13 protein-coding genes are annotated in these 17,309 nt (G+C 64.1%); 6 read left to right on the forward strand and 7 right to left on the reverse strand.

Translation table 11 applies throughout. The features are described 5' to 3' along the window. Window positions 1-180: 180 nt before the first annotated feature. Entirely contained in the window at window positions 181-1,863 is a 1,683-nt protein-coding gene (locus tag AC1AYR_RS08770; protein WP_476512299.1) for a beta strand repeat-containing protein, read from the reverse strand. Window positions 1,864-2,782: 919 nt separating this feature from the next. Between AC1AYR_RS08770 and AC1AYR_RS08775 the strand changes: the two genes are divergently transcribed. Beyond that, a complete protein-coding gene (locus AC1AYR_RS08775) occupies window positions 2,783-4,048 on the forward strand; it encodes a putative ABC transporter permease (RefSeq protein WP_476512300.1) in 1,266 nt (421 codons plus the stop codon). Between the two features lie 50 nt (window positions 4,049-4,098). Here AC1AYR_RS08775 and AC1AYR_RS08780 read toward each other — a convergent pair whose 3' ends face one another. Next, window positions 4,099-5,289, reverse strand: coding sequence for a pyridoxal phosphate-dependent aminotransferase (locus AC1AYR_RS08780; RefSeq protein ID WP_476512301.1), 1,191 nt, complete (start codon window positions 5,287-5,289; stop codon window positions 4,099-4,101). A gap of 33 nt (window positions 5,290-5,322) precedes the next feature. Next, window positions 5,323-6,693 carry an ATP-binding protein gene (locus AC1AYR_RS08785; RefSeq protein ID WP_476512302.1) on the reverse strand — a complete coding sequence of 457 codons (1,371 nt, stop codon included), beginning with the start codon at window positions 6,691-6,693 and terminating at the stop codon, window positions 5,323-5,325. 311 nt (window positions 6,694-7,004) lie between these two features. Here AC1AYR_RS08785 and AC1AYR_RS08790 point away from each other — a divergent pair, with 311 nt between their 5' ends. Together AC1AYR_RS08790 and AC1AYR_RS08795 are read left to right on the forward strand one after the other, a co-directional pair. Continuing rightward, window positions 7,005-7,643, forward strand: coding sequence for a hypothetical protein (locus AC1AYR_RS08790; protein ID WP_476512303.1), 639 nt, complete (start codon window positions 7,005-7,007; stop codon window positions 7,641-7,643). Between the two features lie 5 nt (window positions 7,644-7,648). Next, window positions 7,649-7,978 carry a transcriptional regulator gene (locus AC1AYR_RS08795; RefSeq protein WP_476512304.1) on the forward strand — a complete coding sequence of 110 codons (330 nt, stop codon included), beginning with the start codon at window positions 7,649-7,651 and terminating at the stop codon, window positions 7,976-7,978. A 169-nt stretch (window positions 7,979-8,147) separates the two neighbouring features. Here the strand turns inward: AC1AYR_RS08795 and nrdF are convergent, their stop codons facing one another. From nrdF to AC1AYR_RS08815, 4 genes are all read right to left on the reverse strand, one after another. Further along, window positions 8,148-9,140: a class 1b ribonucleoside-diphosphate reductase subunit beta gene (nrdF, locus tag AC1AYR_RS08800; RefSeq protein WP_476512305.1), complete on the reverse strand. Its 993-nt coding sequence runs from the start codon at window positions 9,138-9,140 to the stop codon at window positions 8,148-8,150. A 254-nt stretch (window positions 9,141-9,394) separates the two neighbouring features. Further along, on the reverse strand, window positions 9,395-11,638 hold the full coding sequence (gene nrdE, locus AC1AYR_RS08805) for a class 1b ribonucleoside-diphosphate reductase subunit alpha (protein ID WP_476512306.1): 2,244 nt from the start codon (window positions 11,636-11,638) through the stop codon (window positions 9,395-9,397). Window positions 11,639-11,926: 288 nt separating this feature from the next. After that, window positions 11,927-12,418: a class Ib ribonucleoside-diphosphate reductase assembly flavoprotein NrdI gene (gene nrdI / locus AC1AYR_RS08810; RefSeq protein WP_476512343.1), complete on the reverse strand. Its 492-nt coding sequence runs from the start codon at window positions 12,416-12,418 to the stop codon at window positions 11,927-11,929. 221 nt (window positions 12,419-12,639) lie between these two features. Then, window positions 12,640-12,876 (reverse strand): glutaredoxin family protein, encoded by a 237-nt coding sequence (locus tag AC1AYR_RS08815; RefSeq protein ID WP_476512307.1) that lies wholly within the window; start codon window positions 12,874-12,876, stop codon window positions 12,640-12,642. Window positions 12,877-13,365: 489 nt separating this feature from the next. Here AC1AYR_RS08815 and gndA point away from each other — a divergent pair, with 489 nt between their 5' ends. From gndA to AC1AYR_RS08830, 3 genes are all read left to right on the forward strand, one after another. Then, window positions 13,366-14,823 (forward strand): NADP-dependent phosphogluconate dehydrogenase, encoded by a 1,458-nt coding sequence (gndA, locus tag AC1AYR_RS08820; RefSeq protein ID WP_476512308.1) that lies wholly within the window; start codon window positions 13,366-13,368, stop codon window positions 14,821-14,823. 532 nt (window positions 14,824-15,355) lie between these two features. Then, a complete protein-coding gene (locus AC1AYR_RS08825) occupies window positions 15,356-15,808 on the forward strand; it encodes a hypothetical protein (protein WP_476512309.1) in 453 nt (150 codons plus the stop codon). A 44-nt stretch (window positions 15,809-15,852) separates the two neighbouring features. Next, the gene (locus tag AC1AYR_RS08830; protein ID WP_476512310.1) at window positions 15,853-17,253 is read left to right on the forward strand and encodes a hypothetical protein; all 1,401 of its coding nucleotides are present in this window, start codon (window positions 15,853-15,855) and stop codon (window positions 17,251-17,253) included. The last annotated feature ends 56 nt before the right edge of the window (window positions 17,254-17,309 follow it).

Here is a 17,309-nt window from a genome sequence, read left to right on the forward strand (position 1 = left end):
CGCGTCCATGCGGCCGGCCTGGTTCCTATCAGCGGTCTGCGGACGCCCCCGCTCCCGGCGACAACACCCCCCGGATCATCAACGACAGGGCAGGAAAGTCATACCAGGACCGGCGACCCGGCCCCGACCATCGAGGCCTACCAAACATGGTAATGGGCGAGGCGCATTACTCGGGTGAGGTCAGCTCATCGTCCAGGTGGTGGAGGTGCCGAACTGGTCGTCGTAGTCGGAGCGGTCGATCAGGTCGGTGGCGAGCGTGGTGCCGTCGCCGGTGGCGGTGTCGGGCAAGGTTGTCGCGTAGTCGCCGGTCACGGTGACCGTCACGTCGGAATCGCCCTTCACGACGGTCTTGCCGTTCGCCTTGATCGTCACCGTGTTCCCGTCGGCGTCGACGACCTTGCCGCCGTTCGCGACGTTCAATGCGGAGACGGTCGTGCTGTCGGTCACGACCCACGTGGAGGAATCGTCCACGTTCACCGTGATCGGCGCGTCGCTCGTGGAGCCGTCGGTCGCGCTCGCGTTCTCGGTGATGCTCGCGGCGCCGGTCCACGTCGACCCGTCGAGCAGATTCAGCGTGACCGACGAGATCGTGTCCGCGCTGACCGTGCCGTTGAGCGTCTGCCCGCGTCCGGTGAACGTGACGGTCGCGCCGTTCGAGCCGGCGGACCCCCAGTTGTTCGCGTCGTTGCCGGCCGCGGTGATGAGCGCCGCCTTCGACGAGTCGAAGTCGAGCGTCGTGTTCGTGAGGACCACGTCGGCGGTGGTGTTCGTGAAGTAGAACATCGAACCGGATTCGATCGACGATTTCAGCGTCGAATCGGCTGCTTGGAACGTCGCGTGCTCGCCGGTCGCGGCTTCGGCGTCGCCGGAGGTCGACTGGTAGATGATCACGCCGTTGGCGACCGGGTCGCTCGCCGTCTTGCCGGTGATGGTGCTCGTCAGCGTCGAATCCTTGATGAGGATCGTGTTGAGGCCCTCCATGCCGGCGATCTGCGAGCCGGTGGACGTGCCGGTCACGTTCGTCACCTGCACGTCGCCGGTCGAGTACAGCAGCGGCGAGCCGGAGCCGGCGGTCGCGAGGTTCGCCTCGTTGAGCGAGATCGAGCCGCCGCCGCGGTCGGTGGCGACGGTCGCGCTGTGGTCGCCCTGCGTGTCAGCGGTGACTTCACCGGCGAGGATCGTGCCGGAGTAGGTCGCGTCGAGCGCGCGCGAGTTGTCGCCGGTCGTGGCGATTTCGGTGTCGTGGACGAGCGCGGTGCCCGAATCGGTCGCGAACACGGCGTTCGAGCCGGACGAGTCGGCGGTGAGCTTCGAGGAGTCGATGACGGTCTTCGAACTCTTGCCGACGGTCAGCGAGATGGAGTTCGTGCCGTAGAAGTTGTTGTTGTCGGCGTTGTCGGAGTCGCCGGATTTCGTGAGCGTCGCGCCGGTGAGCGTGAGTGTGCCGCCGTTCTGCGCGAGCGCCGCGTTCTGGTCGGCATCGGTCGCGGCGGTGGTCTCGCCGTCCGACGTGACCTCCTTGCCGTCGGCGGTGAGCGCCGCCGTGTACGTGCCGGAGTAGTCGTAGGTCATCGTGTTCGCGCCGCCCATGCCGCCCATCTGACCGGCGGTGATCGTGTTGCCGCCATTGCCGATGATGTTGTGCAGGATCGCCGTGCCGGCCGCACCGCCGCCGAATCCGACGATGAGGGCTGCGCCAGCGGTGATCGCGGCGAGCTTGCCGGTCGTGACCTGCGCGGCGCGGGCACCGCGGTTGCTGCGGGAGCGACGTGTGCCGCGGTCCGTGGCCGGTTCGTGGGATGCGCGGAAGCTCGTGGAGGTGGTGTCGCCCCGCCGCTTGCCCGAGGTGTGCCTGATGCTCATGGTCGTGCCTTTCGTCATGCTGGTCATGCCCGCCGCGATGCTTGCGGTGGCGGACTGTCGTGCTTGTTGGTTGCAACTGGTATCAGTACACCGCCGGTTCCGGGGAAGGGGCTTGCGTGAACGTGCGGGTCGTCTGCGACCTTGCGAAACAGGTTCTGGATGATTCTTGACCGTTTCCTGAAAGCGCCATCTTCTCTGGTCTTCCTTTGGGGGTGGCCGTCTTCTTTCGCTCACCCCTTGGAGCCTCACCATCTTTGCCATTACCCTCTGGAGGGGTCGTCCGCACGGCGGACTGGGGGAGGCCCGGAAATCCCGAAACCCACGGGCGAACCCCCCTCTGGGGGTAGTCATTTTCTCTCACCCCCTCTGGGGTAGCCATTTTTCTCTCTGGCCCTCCTTGGAGCCTCATCATCTTCGCCCATTACCCCCTGGTGGGCTGTCCGTGAATCGGACTGGGGGTCGTGTGATGTTGTCATCTTCTTTCGCTCACCCCTTGGAGCCTCACCATCTTTGCCATTACCCTCTGGAGGGGTCGTCCGCACGGCGGATTGGGGGTGTGTGATGTTGTCATCTTCTCTCGCCCCCTCTGGAGGGGGCTGTCCGTGAATCGGACTGGGGGAGGCCCGGAAATCCCGAAACCCACGGGCGAACCCCCGGACGAAACCCCCGATATCTTCGAAGTACAGCGTCAAATGGACGTTTTACCCCATCACAACGTCCCATTTGACGCTGTAGATTCGCGAAAACGGGGGTTTGGTCCGGGGCATTGGTGTGTCTAGTCCGGTGTCTAGTCCGGGGCATTGGCGGGATGTTAGCCTGTTGGCATCGGAATTAGAGACGGATCGGCGACTGGCCGACGATGGAATCCGCGGAAGGTGGGGATATGGATCGACGGATATCGACGTTGCCGGGCGACGGAATGCCGGAGTCATCGCGAACCGAATCGTCACGCACGGCGGCGGGCGAGGAGTCGGCGGCCGCCGCCGACCTCGTCGCCGCCGAACTCGACGAACAACGCCGCATCGATGCGCGACGGCTTCCGTGGCTCATCCGCGCATACGGTCTGCTGGTGCTGCTCGACGGTCTCGTCACCTTGCCGATCGTCGTGTTCGCATCCGTCAATGCCGTACAGGCGATCATGCGCGGCGAACTCACGTTCCACGCGGCCAGTCTGACCGCCATTCTCACCGGACTGCAGGCGCTCGTGCTCATCGTCAACGCCGCCGCGCTCGTCGTGTTCGGCGTGCTGCTGTTGTGCAACCGGCGACGCTACGCGGCCCGATGGGCGTACGTGCTCATGCCGGTCACGCTCGCCGAAGGCATGCTGTCGCTCGCGCTCGACGGCCTCGGTGCGAACCTCGTCGCGCCGGCCGTGCGCATGGCGATCCTCGTGGCCGTGTCCATCGCATGCGATCCCGGATTGGCGGAGGAGCGACGCCTGCAGCGCGCGCTCAAACGCATGGACGACCGCGACGCCTACGACCGTGCCGTCGCCGAAGGCATGCTCGGTCGTGACCCGTCCGGCAAAGGGTACATCGCGCTCGACTTCTTCAACATCTTCTGGCTGTTCGCCGTGGCGTGCGTGTTCGGCCTCGCCGTCGAGACCGTGTACCACTTCGTCATGTACCACGGTGAGATTCAGGATCGCGCGGGACTGCTGTGGGGGCCGTTCTCGCCGATCTACGGGTGCGGCGCGGTGCTCGTCACCGTGGCGCTCAACCGGTTGTGGAAGTCGAACCCGTTCCTGATCTTCTGCGCGTCCGCGGTGATCGGCGGCACGTTCGAATACGCGACCAGCTGGTTCATGGAGGTGGCGTTCGGCATCACCGCATGGGACTACACCGGCCAGTGGCTGTCGATCGACGGGCGCACATCCGGCAAATACATGGTCTTCTGGGGACTGATCGGCGTGGTATGGGTGCACTGGATCCTGCCGCGGCTGCTGCGCCTCATCAATCGGATTCCGTGGAAGGTGCGCTACTCGCTCACCGCCGTATGCGCCGTGCTCATGCTCGTCGACATCGTGTTCACGCTGATGGCGCTCGACTGCTGGTACGGCCGCATGGCCGGCCTGCCGCAGGACTCGCCCGTCACCCGATGGTTCGCCATGCACTTCGGCGACGACTACATGGCGAACCGCTTCCAGACGATGAGCATCGACCCCGCGAAGGCCGGCAGAGCATGATCTGATTACCGGTCGGTCACAGGACGGTAATCAGATCACACATAGGCCGGTCACAAGCCGTACTGTTCGTGGGCGAACTTCTCGAGCGCGGGGATCGAGCGCTTGACCTTCTCCGTGTCGATGCAGTAGGCCATGCGGAAGTATCCGGGCACGCCGAAGCTCTCCGACGGCACGAGGATCAGGTCGTACTCCTTCGCCTTGAGGCAGAACGCGGTCGCGTCCTCCTCGAGCGCCTTCGGGAAGATGTAGAACGTGCCGCCGGGGCGCACCACATCGAAACCGATCGAGGTGAGCGCGTCGTACAGCAGGTTCATGTTCGTCTCGTACACGCTCAGGTCGCTCGTCTCGTCGAGTACCTTCGCGACGCCCAGCTGGATCGAGCTTGGCGGGCAGTTGTGGCCGGTGCCGCGCGAGATCTGGCCCATCATCGGCACGAGCAGGTCGGCGTCCGTGGCGGCCGGGTTCACCGCCACGTAGCCGATGCGCTCGCCCGGCAGGCTCAGCGACTTCGACCACGAGTAGCAGGTGAGCGTGTTCGCGTAGAAGTTCGCCGGGTACGGCTGCGTGCCGCCGTCGAACACGATCTCGCGGTACGGTTCGTCGCTGATGAGGAAGATGTCGTGACCGTATTCGGCCTGCTTGGCGTCGAGGATCGCGGCGAGACGCTTGAGCGTCTCGGCCGAGTAGACCGCGCCGGACGGGTTGTTCGGCGTGTTGATGAGCACGGCCTGCACGTTCGGGTTGAGCGCCGCCTCGAACGCGTCGAAGTTGATCTGGAAGTTCGCGGTGTCCGCGGGGATGACGGTCAGGTGTGCGCCCGTGCCGTCCACGTACGGCTGGTACTCGGGGAAGTATGGCGCGAACGTGATGATCTCGTCGCCGGGCTTGGTGACGGCGCGCATCGCGTGCGCGAGGGCGCCGGCCGCGCCGGTCGTCGGGAAGATGTGGTTGCCGGTGTAGCTGGTGCCGAAGCGGCGGTTGAGGGAATCGGCGATCGCCTCCTTGACGGACGGGATGCCGAGCGACGGGGAGTAGCCGTGGATCGCGACCGGGTCGCCGTGCTCGTACAGGTCGACCATCGTCTTCGCGAAGTCCGGCGGGGCGGGCACGCTCGGATTGCCGAGCGAGTAGTCGAACACGTTCTCATAGCCGATCTGCTTGCCGCGGGCGGTCGCGTACTCGCTCAGCTCGCGGATGACGGACTTGCCGCCCAGCATCGCCTTGTATTCCTCGTTGATCATGGACCACTCCTTGCTATGCGTCTTGGTCTACCCCTATTCAACCACCGTTGTGTCCGGTTCGCGGTGCTCTCTCCACGTATCAGCATGCCGCGTGATGAATCGGTCGAGCCCGCCGATGGCCCACAGGGGCAGGTTGACGACCCATGACTCATCTCGGTAGCCGGCGAGGCTGGTTCGGATGGCGTGGGTGATTGGGAATCGCGCGTATGCCACTTTCAGGCTCCTGGCCCGCAGATTCTGTTCCGCCTTCACCTCGATGGGGTACACGACGCCGTCCTTCTCGATGGAGAAGTCGATTTCCGCATGCCCTTGCGGGTTCGACCAGTAGGTCGGCGCATGTCCTTGAGCCACCAGCTGCTGGCAGACGTATTGCTCGGTCAGAGCCCCCTTGAACTCGGTGAACACGCGGCGGTCGTCGGTGACGATGGCCGGATCGAGGTTGGACAGGGCTCCGAGGAGGCCGGTGTCGGATGCGAACATCTTGAACGCCGAGACGTCGATGTAACTGTTCAACGGCTCGCGCAGCGCCGTGACGCAATGCGCCTGTCGGATGACGCCGTAATCCTTCAGCCACATGATGCTTTCCTCGAAGTCGCGCGCGCGTGCTCCGGGGCGTACCACGCCGTAAACGAACTTGCGGTTTTCCTTGGCGAGTTGGGTCGGCAGGGTGCGCCATACCAATCGAATTCGTTCCAGCATCCGTGATGGTGCGTGCTTGGAGAAATCCAGATCGTATGCATCGAGGATGTCCCGCTGTATGGATCGGACCTCCTGCATCGACGAACCTCCCAAATGGGCGGATACGGCGGCTGGCATGCCTCCGACTACCATGTAGCGCTTCAACAGGTCGATCAGGCGCGTCGCGAACGTTGGATTGATACGCTCGGGTTCCCCGTTCCTGATCAGCTCCGCCAGTCTTTCCTGCCTGGCATTGTCCAGATACTCAAGAAAGGACAGCGGGTGCAAGGTCATCATGTTGACCTTGCCTACGGGAAACGATGCGTTCGGATGCTTGGACACCCCCATGTAGGAGCCGGTTGCGATGATGTGTTGTTCCGGGGCCTCCTCGCTCAGGTATTTCAACGCGGTGAGCGCTTTCGGGCATTCCTGGATTTCGTCAAGGAAGATCAGGGTCTTGCCCGGTTCGATGTCCGTTGCGGCATAGATGGAGAGGTTGTCGAGGATGGCATGGGGGTCGAGGCTGTGGTCGAACAGGCCGATGGCGTCCGGGTCTCGCATGAAGTCGATGCGCAGTACATCATCGTAGGCTCGTCTGCCGAATTCGCTGACGAGCCATGTCTTTCCGGCCTGACGGGCTCCTCGGAGCAGTAGGGGCTTGCGATTCGGTTGCTGCTTCCACGCCGACAGGTCGTCCATCAGGTCTCTGCTGAGTTGCTCGCCCAAGATTATCCTCCTGAAATGTGGCTATCTCACACATTTTATCATCTGAAAACGTGTGAGATGTTCACCTTTATGCGGATGACTTCACTGGTGGATGCTTCCCGGTTGTGTCCGTAAGCCTGAGGATTGTGAACATGAACAGTATCCAGCGGATATCACTTTACTTTCATGCAAGTAAAGTGATATACTGGTGTCGTCGACAACGCCTTCTCCTCCCGGTCGAATTCCCATTCGCTCGCGCAACCGCACCAACCATCAGCCGGACGTTTCGCATGCCACCGCCGGCATGCCGCATCACTGCAAGGAGAACCATCATGGCCACGACACCTCTTGACACGGTCGGAACCGTCATTCCCCCGAACCGGACCGACGCCCGGCCGGCCGCGCCGCCTCGGACCGACGTCCCATCGCCCGCCATCGACCCGGCCGCCGCCGCGGCGGCGCTGGACCAGCTCGCCGCCGATCGTGACGGCAACGCCGAACGATTGATGGCGCCGAAATGGTGGTATCCGCTCAACGGGCTGATTGCCGGATGCCTGTCCCTGCTGTTCGCGTATGTGTTCCCGCAGTTCGTCTTCGAGATTCATGCGGGAGGCTGGGCCGTCGATGTCCGGTATCCGTTGCTCGAATCGGCGGCGGTCATCACCATATCCGGCGTGCTGTGCTACATGGTGTTTGCGCTGGGGGAATGGCGTAAACGACAGGTCGGCTCCGACTACAACGTGATGCTGGGCGGATTGCTTCCCCGGAACGCGTTCCTGTGGGGGCTGGCGATCGTGCAGGTCGTCGTCTTCCTCACCCTGTTCGTCCCGTTGGTCTGGTGGACGTTCCATCCCGCCGTGGTGCCCGAAACCCCGTTGCTTGTCGCGGTCGCGGTGGGCGTGGTGGTCGCCTGCGGCGACTACTGGTACGAGCGTTGCTTCGTCGTGATGGTCAAGAAGGAGGGGCGGTGAGCTCAATGGGCGGCCATACGGGCAAGGGCGGCGGTATCGAGCCCCGGTTCGACGCCGTCATCCACGAGCCGACGCGTCTGCGCATCTGCGGGCTGCTCTCCTCGGTCAGGGAGATGCGTTTCGCCGACATCCGCGAGGCGCTCGGACTGAGCGATGCGATGTGCTCCCGCCACCTCAACACGCTCGCCGGCGACGGGTATATCGCCTTGGTCAAACGGCCGGGCGAATCGAGCCGCCACATGGTCACCTGGGCGTCCATCACGACGGAGGGACGCCGGGCGCTCGCCGGTCATCTGGCTGCGTTGCAGGCCATCGCCGCAGGGGCCGTGCTATAGGGTCTCCGGTTCACGATTCCGTCGTCGCGGGAATCGTGAACCGGAATTGCCCATTATCGAACATCGGAATCGTTGGTGATTGGCGGAATGGCGCAGTTCCGCATGTTCATATGAACATGCCTCCGGTTCACGATTCGATGGGCGTGAAAATCGTGAACCAGAACATTCGTCAAAAGTCCCAATCGTCGTCGTCGGTCTCCTCGGCCTTGCCCATCACGTACGACGAACCGGAACCGGAGAAGAAATCATGGTTCTCGTCCGCGTTGGGCGACAGGGACGCGATGATCGCCGGGTTCACGTCGCAGATCTCCGCCGGGAACAGCGCCGGGTAGCCGAGGTTCATCAGCGCCTTGTTGCCGTTGTAGCGCAGGAACTTCTCCACGTCGTCGACGAGGCCCACGCCGCCGTACAGCGACTCGGTGTACTCCACCTCGTTGTCGTACAACTCGTTCAGGAGATCATACGTGTACTCGCGCAGCTCCTCGCGCTTCGCCTCACTCGCGCGCTCCAGGCCCTTCTGGTACTTGTAGCCGATGTAGTAGCCGTGCACGGCCTCGTCGCGGATGATGAGGCGGATCACGTCGGCCGTGTTCGTGAGCTTCGCATGGCTCGAGAAGTACATCGGCAGGTAGAAGCCCGAGTAGAAGAGGAACGATTCGAGCAGCGTCGAGGCGACCTTGCGCTTCAACGGGCTGTCGCCCTCGTAGTAGTCGAGCACGATCTGCGCCTTCTTCTGCAGGTACTCGTTCTCCTCGCTCCACGCGAACGCGGCGTCGATCTGCTCGGTCGAGCACAGGGTGGAGAAGATCGACGAATACGACTTCGCATGCACGGACTCCATGAACGCGATGTTCGTATACACGGCCTCCTCGTGCGGGGTGAGCGCGTCCGGGATGAGCGAGACCGCGCCGACCGTGCCCTGGATCGTGTCGAGCAGGGTGAGACCGGTGAACACGCGCATCGTGAGCGTGTGCTCTTCCTCGCTCATCGCCTGCCACGAGGGGATGTCGTTCGAGACCGGCACCTTCTCCGGCAGCCAGAAGTTGCCGGTCAGACGGTCCCACACCTCGAGATCCTTCTCGTCCTCAAGACGATTCCAGTTGATCGCGGAGACGCGGTCGATGAGCTTCAGCGGCTTGCGCGGTACGGAAATCGGTGCCATGGTGTGCTCCTGTTTAATCTGTCTATTCGTTCTTGTCGTCGCCACGGTCCGGTGCGTCCTGGAACTCCTCGGGCGCGGTGAGCCGCAGAATCATGCGGTATACGGTCTTCGACATATGGTTCCCCTTCGGATGATGATGGATGAGCGTGGGTGGGTCGTAAGTCTTGTGGCAGCTTGGGTGCCACCCTCAGTCGCGCTTCGCGCGCCAGCTCCCGCCGGCGGGAGCGAAGGGTGGGGGAGATGACGACGCACCATCAGAGCATGCAGGAGACGCAGCCTTGAACCTCGGTGCCTTCAAGCGCCTGCTGGCGGATGCGGATGTAGTAGAGCGTCTTGATGCCCTTGCGCCAGGCGTAGATCTGGGCCTTGTTCACGTCGCGCGTGGTGGCGGTGTCCGGGAAGAACAGCGTGAGCGAGAGTCCCTGGTCGACGTGGCGCGTGGCGGCCGCATACGTGTCGACGATCGCCTGCCACCCGATTTCGTAGGCGTCCTGGAAGTATTCCAGGTTGTCGTTGGTCATGTACGGGGCCGGGTAGTACATGCGGCCGATCTTGCCTTCCTTGCGGATCTCGATCTTCGAGGCGATCGGGTGGATCGACGACGTGGAGTGGTTGATGTACGAAATCGAGCCGGTGGGCGGCACGGCCTGCAGGTTCTGGTTGTAGAGGCCATCGGCGAGGATCGCGTCGCGCAGCGCCGCCCAATCGGCGACGGTCGGTACCGCGACGCCGTACCGTGCGAACAGCTCGCGCACGCGTTCGGTGCGAGGCGCGGCGGGCGCGCTGCCGTCCGTGTACTTGTCGAAGTAGTTGCCGGCGCCGGCCGGCTTCGCGTAATCGGAACGCTCGAAGCCGACGAACGCCTTGCCGTGTTCGACCGCCAGATCGTGCGACGCGCGGTAGGCGTGGTAGGCGACGGTCATGAAGTACATGTCGGTGAAGTCGAGCGCCTCGTCGGATCCGTAGCGCAGGCCCTCGCGCGCGAGGAAGCCGTGCAGGTTCATCTGGCCGAGGCCGATCGCATGGCCCTCGTCGTTCGCGCGCCGAATCGACGGCACCGCGTCGATCGATGTGTGCTCGGCGACCGCGGTCAGCGCGCGGATCGCCGTCTCGACCGTGCCGGCGAGACCGCCGTCCATCGCCTTCGCGATATTGAGCGAGCCGAGGTTGCAGGACACGTCGCGGCCCACATGCTCGTAGGAGAGATCGTCCCGGTAGACGCTCGCCTCCTGCACCTGCAGAATCTCCGAGCACAGGTTCGACATCGTCACACGGCCGTCGATCGGGTTCGCGCGGTTGACCGTGTCCTCGAAGACGAGATACGGGTAGCCGGATTCGAACTGGAGCTCGGCGAGCGTCGTGAAGAATTTGCGCGCGTCGATATACGTCTTTCGGATGCGGTCGTCGGCCGCCATCTCGTCGTACTTCTCGGTGACGGAGATGTCGGCGAACGGCTTGCCGTACACGCGTTCCACATCGTACGGGCTGAACAGCGCCATCTTCTCCTTGCGCTTGGCGAGCTCGAACGTGATGTCCGGCACGACCACGCCCAGCGCGAGCGACTTGATGCGGATCTTCTCGTCCGCGTTTTCACGCTTCGTATCGAGGAACCGCATGATGTCCGGATGATGCGCGTTGAGGTACACGGCGCCCGCGCCCTGGCGCGCGCCCAGCTGGTTCGCGTACGAGAACGAGTCCTCGAGCAGCTTCATGACCGGCACGACGCCGCTCGACTGGTTCTCGATGTGCTTGATTGGCGCGCCGAGTTCCCTGAGATTGGACAGCAGCAGTGCCACGCCACCGCCGCGCTTCGACAACTGCAAGGCCGCGTTGATGCCGCGCGAGATCGACTCCATGTTGTCCTCGATGCGCACGAGGAAGCAGCTCACCGGCTCGCCGCGCTGCGCCTTGCCGAGATTCAGGAACGTCGGCGTGGCCGGCTGGAAACGCCCGGCGAGCATCTCGTCGAGGTAGGAGGTGGCGGCGGATTCGTCGCCGGCGGCCAGATCGAGGGCGACCGCCGCGCAGCGCTGCGGGAAATCCTCGAGATACGTCTTGCCGTCGAACGACTTCAACGCGTAGGAGCGGAAGAATTTGAACGCGCCGAGGAACGTTTCGAACTCGAAGTTCGCCGCCGCGGCGTGCGCGTAGAACTCCTCGAGGAAATCGGCGCTGTAGCGGGCGAACACGTCGCCGTCGTAGTAGTCGTGGTCGATGAGCCAGCGCAGGCGCTCGCCGGCCGTGACGAAGCGCTTCGTGTTCGGCTCGATCTCGCTGGCGACGTAGGCGCGTTCGGCCTCCTTGTCCTTGTCGAACTGGATGAGGCCGTGCTCGTCGTACAGGTTGAGCATCGCGTTCAGTGCATGGTAGTCGGTGGCCGGATCGTAGGAGGTGGCGGTGGTTGTGGTGGACGTGGTTGTGGTGGACGTGGTTGTGGCGGCTGTGGATGTGGTGGTGGTGGCCGTTGCGGCGCTTGCCGGGGTCTGGGCGGTGGTCATGGGATGTCGGGCCTTTCGGTCGATTGTTGGTTCGGCGGGATGGTCGGGGTCGCCGGGCTCGGCCGTCGCGTCGGGGTCGGCGGGTTCGGACGTCGCGTCTGGGGCCGGCTATGCAGGCGGGTAATCAGCTGTATCGGCCGAGGTGATCGGCTGCCTCGGCGGGCGACTAGCTGCCTCGGCGGGCGACTAGCTGCCTCAGCTGGTTGGCCGGGGTCGCCGGGTTCGGCTGTCGTGTCTGGTGCGGCTATGCCGGTGGGTGACCAGCCGCCTCGGCGTGTGGGTGTCCGGCTATCGCGTAAAGAATTTGATGAGGCCGTCGCGCACCTTGCGTGAATCCTCGCGCGTACCCATCAACTCGAAGCGGTACAGGTACGGGACGCGGCATTTCGCGGCGATGATGTCGCCTGCCGCGCCGTAAGCCCTGCCGAAGTTCGTGTTGCCGGAGGCGATCACGCCGCGGATCCACGCGCGGTTGCCCGCGTGGTTGAGGAACCGTTTCACTTGCGGCGGCACGGCCTTGCGCGCGTCGCCGCCGCCATACGTCGGCACCATGATGACGTACGGTTCGCGCACGTTGAGCACCGGGGCGCCTGGTTTCAGCGGAATCCGGTACACGTTGATGCCCGCCTCGCCGAGTTTCAGCCCGGCGACGAACCGGGCCGTGTTCTCCGATGCGGAGGAGAAGTACACGAGCGCACCGATCGCCTTGGCGCGCCCCTGCGTGGCCGCCGTCTCCGGCGTGCCGGACGTGGAGTCGTCGTGTTCCGGTGTTTCGCTCATTCCGTGCAGGGCGATGGGCGCGCTGCGATGGTGCGTCGCGGCGGAGTCGCCGGAGCGACGTTCCGCGGCGACGGCTGCGTCGTGACGTCGGACGACCGGGGCGGTGCCGGTCAGTCCGGACAGGTTGCGCGCGCCGTCCGCGCCCTGCGCGCGGCGGACGGGCATTGCGCCGGTCAGTCCGGACATGTCGCCCATGCCGCCGCTCACCTTCGGTGCGGCGCTCATGCGGCGACGGCCTGCGTAAGTTCGCGGATCAGGTCCGGGCGGTATCCGGCCCACGAGCTGTCCGGCGTGATGACGACCGGTGCCTGCCGGAATCCCGCCTGCTGCAGCTGTTCCAGCGTGGACGGGTTCTCCGTCAGGTCGACCGTCTCGAACGGGATGCCGAGCTTGTCGAGCTGGCGTTTGGTGGCGTCGCACTGCGGGCAGCGCGGTTTGGTGAACACGGTGACGGTCATGGTGGTCTCCGATCGGTCTGGGCGGTGGACGGGAGACAGCCTATCGGTGATTGATTCCTAAGTAAACACTATCTGTAGTGGCGTGTCGTCGGTGATTTCGCTAGATGTAGTGTCTTGGTAAAACGTTGGAATCCCGGCGGACACGCCGTTGGCGGCGGAGCCGGGTTGGGTGCCCGGATTGGTGGGAATGTCGTTTTCATCACATCTCCGGTTCACGATTTCGCTGTCACGGAAATCGTGAACTGGAAACGCACATCATCGCACATCGCCTCCGTGGAGAAACCGCGGAACATCACCGTTGGCCATGTTCATACGCACATCCCTCCGGTTCACGATTCCGTCGTCGCGGGAATCGTGAACCGGATAAGACAGCACTCGCGCGTTGCCGCGCGTCGGGATAGACTTTTGCCCGGGAAAACATGCCCGCGACGCAGGACGCCGGAACCGGCGGCCGCGCGCCCGGGCGACGTCGACTGAAAGGCAAGGCAAATGGCCGAAGCTACGGCAAACATCGGTGTTATCGGACTTGCGGCGATGGGTTCCAACCTGGCCCGCAACCTCGCGCACCATGGCAACACGGTGGCGCTGTTCAACCGCCACTACTCGCGTACCGAGAAGCTCATGGAGGAGCACGGCTCCGAGGGCGCGTTCGTCCCGGCCGAGACGCTGGAGGAGTTCGCCGCGTCCCTGAAGCGCCCGCGCACCGCGATCATCATGGTCAAGGCCGGCGGCCCGACCGATGCGGTCATCGAGCAGCTCGAGGAGGTGTTCGAGCCGGGCGACATCATCGTCGACGGCGGCAACTCGTTCTTCAAGGACACCATCCGTCGTGAGAAGGAAGTGCGCGCCAAGGGCTTCCACTTCGTGGGCTGCGGCGTGTCCGGCGGCGAGGAGGGCGCGCTCAACGGCCCGTCCCTGATGCCCGGCGGCACCGCGGAATCCTGGAAGACGCTCGGCCCGATCCTCGAGTCGATCGCCGCGAAGGTGAACGGCGAGCCGTGCGTGACGCACATCGGCACCGACGGCGCCGGCCACTTCGTGAAGATGGTCCACAACGGCATCGAGTACGCGGACATGCAGGTGATCGGCGAGGCGTACGACATCCTGCGTCGTGGCCTCGGGATGGACGCCGAGGAGATCGCCGGCGTGTTCGACGAGTGGAACAAGGGCGATCTCGACTCCTACCTGATCGAGATCACCGCCGAAGTGCTGCACCACAAGGACGCCGAGACCGGCAAGCCGTTCGTGGATGTGGTCGTCGACCATGCCGGCATGAAGGGCACCGGCACGTGGACGGTCCAGACCGGCCTCGAGTTCGGTTCGGCCGTGCCGGCAATCGGCGAGGCCGTGTTCGCGCGTGCGCTCTCCTCCCACGGCGAGCTTCGCGAGGCCGCCCAGCAGGAGAACCTGGCCGGCCCGAACAAGACCATCGACCTGGACGGCGAGGAGAAGGCCGCGTTCATCGAGGATGTGCGCCGTGCGCTGTTCGCCTCCAAGGTCGTCGCCTACGCGCAGGGCCTCAACGAGATCCAGGATGGCGCGAAGCAGTACGGCTGGGACATCGACCTGTCCGAGGTGGCCCGCATTTGGCGCGGCGGCTGCATCATCCGCGCCCAGTTCCTGCTCGACCGCATCACCGAGGCGTTCAAGGGCGACAACCCGCCGGCCTCGCTGCTGTTCGACCCGTACTTCGAGAAGATCATCGGCGAATCGCAGGACGCGTGGCGCCGCGTGATCGTCAAGGCCGTCGAGGCGGGCATCCCGACCCCGGTGTTCTCCAGCTCCTTGGCCTACTACGACGGTCTGCGCTCCAAGCGCCTGCCCACCGCCCTCACCCAGTCCCAGCGCGACCTGTTCGGCGCCCACACCTACGGCCGCGTCGACAAGCCCGGCGTGTTCCACACGTTGTGGGCTGAGCCGGGTCAGCCTGAAGAGCAGCAGAGCTGATCTTCAGGCTGTTGGGCAGTCCAGTGGACTGTCCAACCGGCTCAGGTTCGGCGATAGCCGAGCTGACGGGATGAAGCCCGAGATCGAGGAGTGAAACTCCTCTATCTCGGGCTTAGGAGAGCCCTGTGGGCTCTCCGGCCCTCTTCGGGTCCGGCGATAGCCGGACAAGATGGGACGAAGCCGGGGAAATCGAGGCGTAGCCTCGCTCTCCAGCCCTCTTTGGGTCCGGTGCAGCCAGACAACTCAACGCGCACTTTCCAAAAGAGCCTAGTTGGTTGATTGGGTAGCACGATCAACGGCCCTGCGGTCACGCCCGCAGGGCCGTTTTTCAATCCCGCCACAAGCAAACCAACCCCCAACCCCGCGGATTCCCCGTCATTTCCGACCGCAGCGCCATGTCATGGAGACGACCGAGTCCTCCTCATCGTGCCTGTCTCCTATAATGGCCGTCATTCCGTTATTTCCACCAACAAGCCCATGCGCATGGCCATGCGGCCTGCCCGCGCATCGGGAACTCTGAAGGAAGGATGCGATGGCGACCGGAAAACCGAAGACGAACGGCGCAGTCGGGAAAGGCGTTTTCAAGGCGGAGGTCGCCGGTGCGGCCGCCAACATGGTGGTGAGACTCATCGCCAATCCGGAGAATCTGGGCAAGCTCATCGGTTGGGTCGGCGAGCAGCGTTTCCCCGAAAAGATCGCCGATTCCCTGAAGCGGCTCCATCAGATCAATCTCACGGTCGGCGGGAAGGACCCTCTCGCGTTGATCGGCGCGGAGTGCGACACCGTCGAAAGCCTGATCGAGACGAGGTCCGCGGAACTGTCCGATGACGCTCCGATCGTGGCATGGCGCGCGGAACTCGACAAGATCCGCCGAGGGGTGGAGTTCATGGAGCACGCGCCGGTCAAGGATCATAGGAAGATCAGGAATCTGCAGAAGCGTTCGAGGAAGCTGTTCAACAGCGCGTTCAAGGCCGCGGTCGACTGACTCCGGCTCCGGGTGAAATCACATCGGAAAGGACACGATTGAGGATGGATACGAACGACAGCGAACCGCTCGACGACAAGCGATTGAACGCCACTACCACCGACGACAAGGCCATTCACGTCATCGAGGACGAACAGGGTTTGCTGATCCTCGGCGACGACAAGGCGATCGACGAATGGCTCGCCGAGATGGCCGTCCCGAAGAAGAACACCCGCAAGCTGAGGAAGAACCTGTTCAACGGCGCTGGCAAGGCCGCGAAGCTGCTCGGCAATGGGATGGCGAACAACGGACGTTGGGTCAAGATGACCGAGGAATCGGCCAAACTTGTGAAGGAATACGGGTTCAAGGGCTCGGGCGTGGTACGCCAAGGCAACGGCCGGATCGTCGCGCATCTCAAGTTCGAGAACCTCGGCAAGATCGAGGCACTCGCCGGTCCGCAGGCGATGTTCGGCGTCGAGGCCATCATGGCGCAGATGGCGTTAGAACAGGCCGTCGCGGAGATCACCGACTATCTGAAGTCGATCGACAAGAAGATCGACGATCTCCTGCAGGACCAGAAGGACCAGACCGTCGCGAACCTCGTCGGCGTCGCCCGCATGATTGACGAGACGCTGGCGATCCGTGGCAGCGTCGGGAGGATCACACAGACCACGTGGTCGAAGATCGCGGGATGCCCGCAGGACGTGGCGCGCGCCCAGAGCTACGCGCTGCTCAAGATTGAGAACGTCGCCCAAAAGCTCGCCGGGGCGTCGGATGCGTCCGAGGCCGAGTCGATCGCGCGCCAGATGGCCAAGGACGTCGTGGACTGGCTGTCGATTCTGGCGAACGCGGTCCAGCTGCAGGACAAGCTGTCGATTCTCGAAATCGACCGCGTGGTGGCCGAGGAGCCGGAGACCCTGGAACGCTACCGCCGGGGCGTCATTGCTGCGAGGACTCGTCGACTGCGCGACATCGAAGGCAAGCTGCATGCGCTCACCGCGAGCATCCGCGAATCTTCGGAGCGGGTGCGCGCGCAGAAACTGCTGCATCCGATCAGCGTCGACGCCACGTTGGAGACGCTCAACGCGGTGAATGCAAAGCTCACGGGGTTCGCGACCGCGCTGGGATTGAAAAGCGGCAGCGTCGACATCTCGATGGCCGAGCAGTGGCACATCGTCGCCGGCAAGGCAATCTCCGACGGTGCCAATCAGATCGGCGCGGGGCTGGAGATTGGTGTGAAGGCAATCGGCGATGGTGCGAACCAGATCGGTGCGGGATTGGGGGCCGGCGCGAAGGCGCTCGGCGACAGTGCGGCCAAGGTCAACGCGAAGATCGGCCAGAAGGCCAAGCGTCAGCTGGACAACGGTCTGAAACAGGCCGGTGCCGGTGCTCAGCAGGCCGCCAAGGGCGTCGCATCCGGTCTGGGTGATGCCAGCAAGCGTTTGCGTGGCCTGTTCGGCCGTTGACAAGACGACGTGAGGGGCAAGAGGCTGCCCGATGGGGCCACAAAACTCGGGCATCC

The sequence above is a fragment of the Bifidobacterium sp. LH_417 genome, assembly GCF_056357035.1.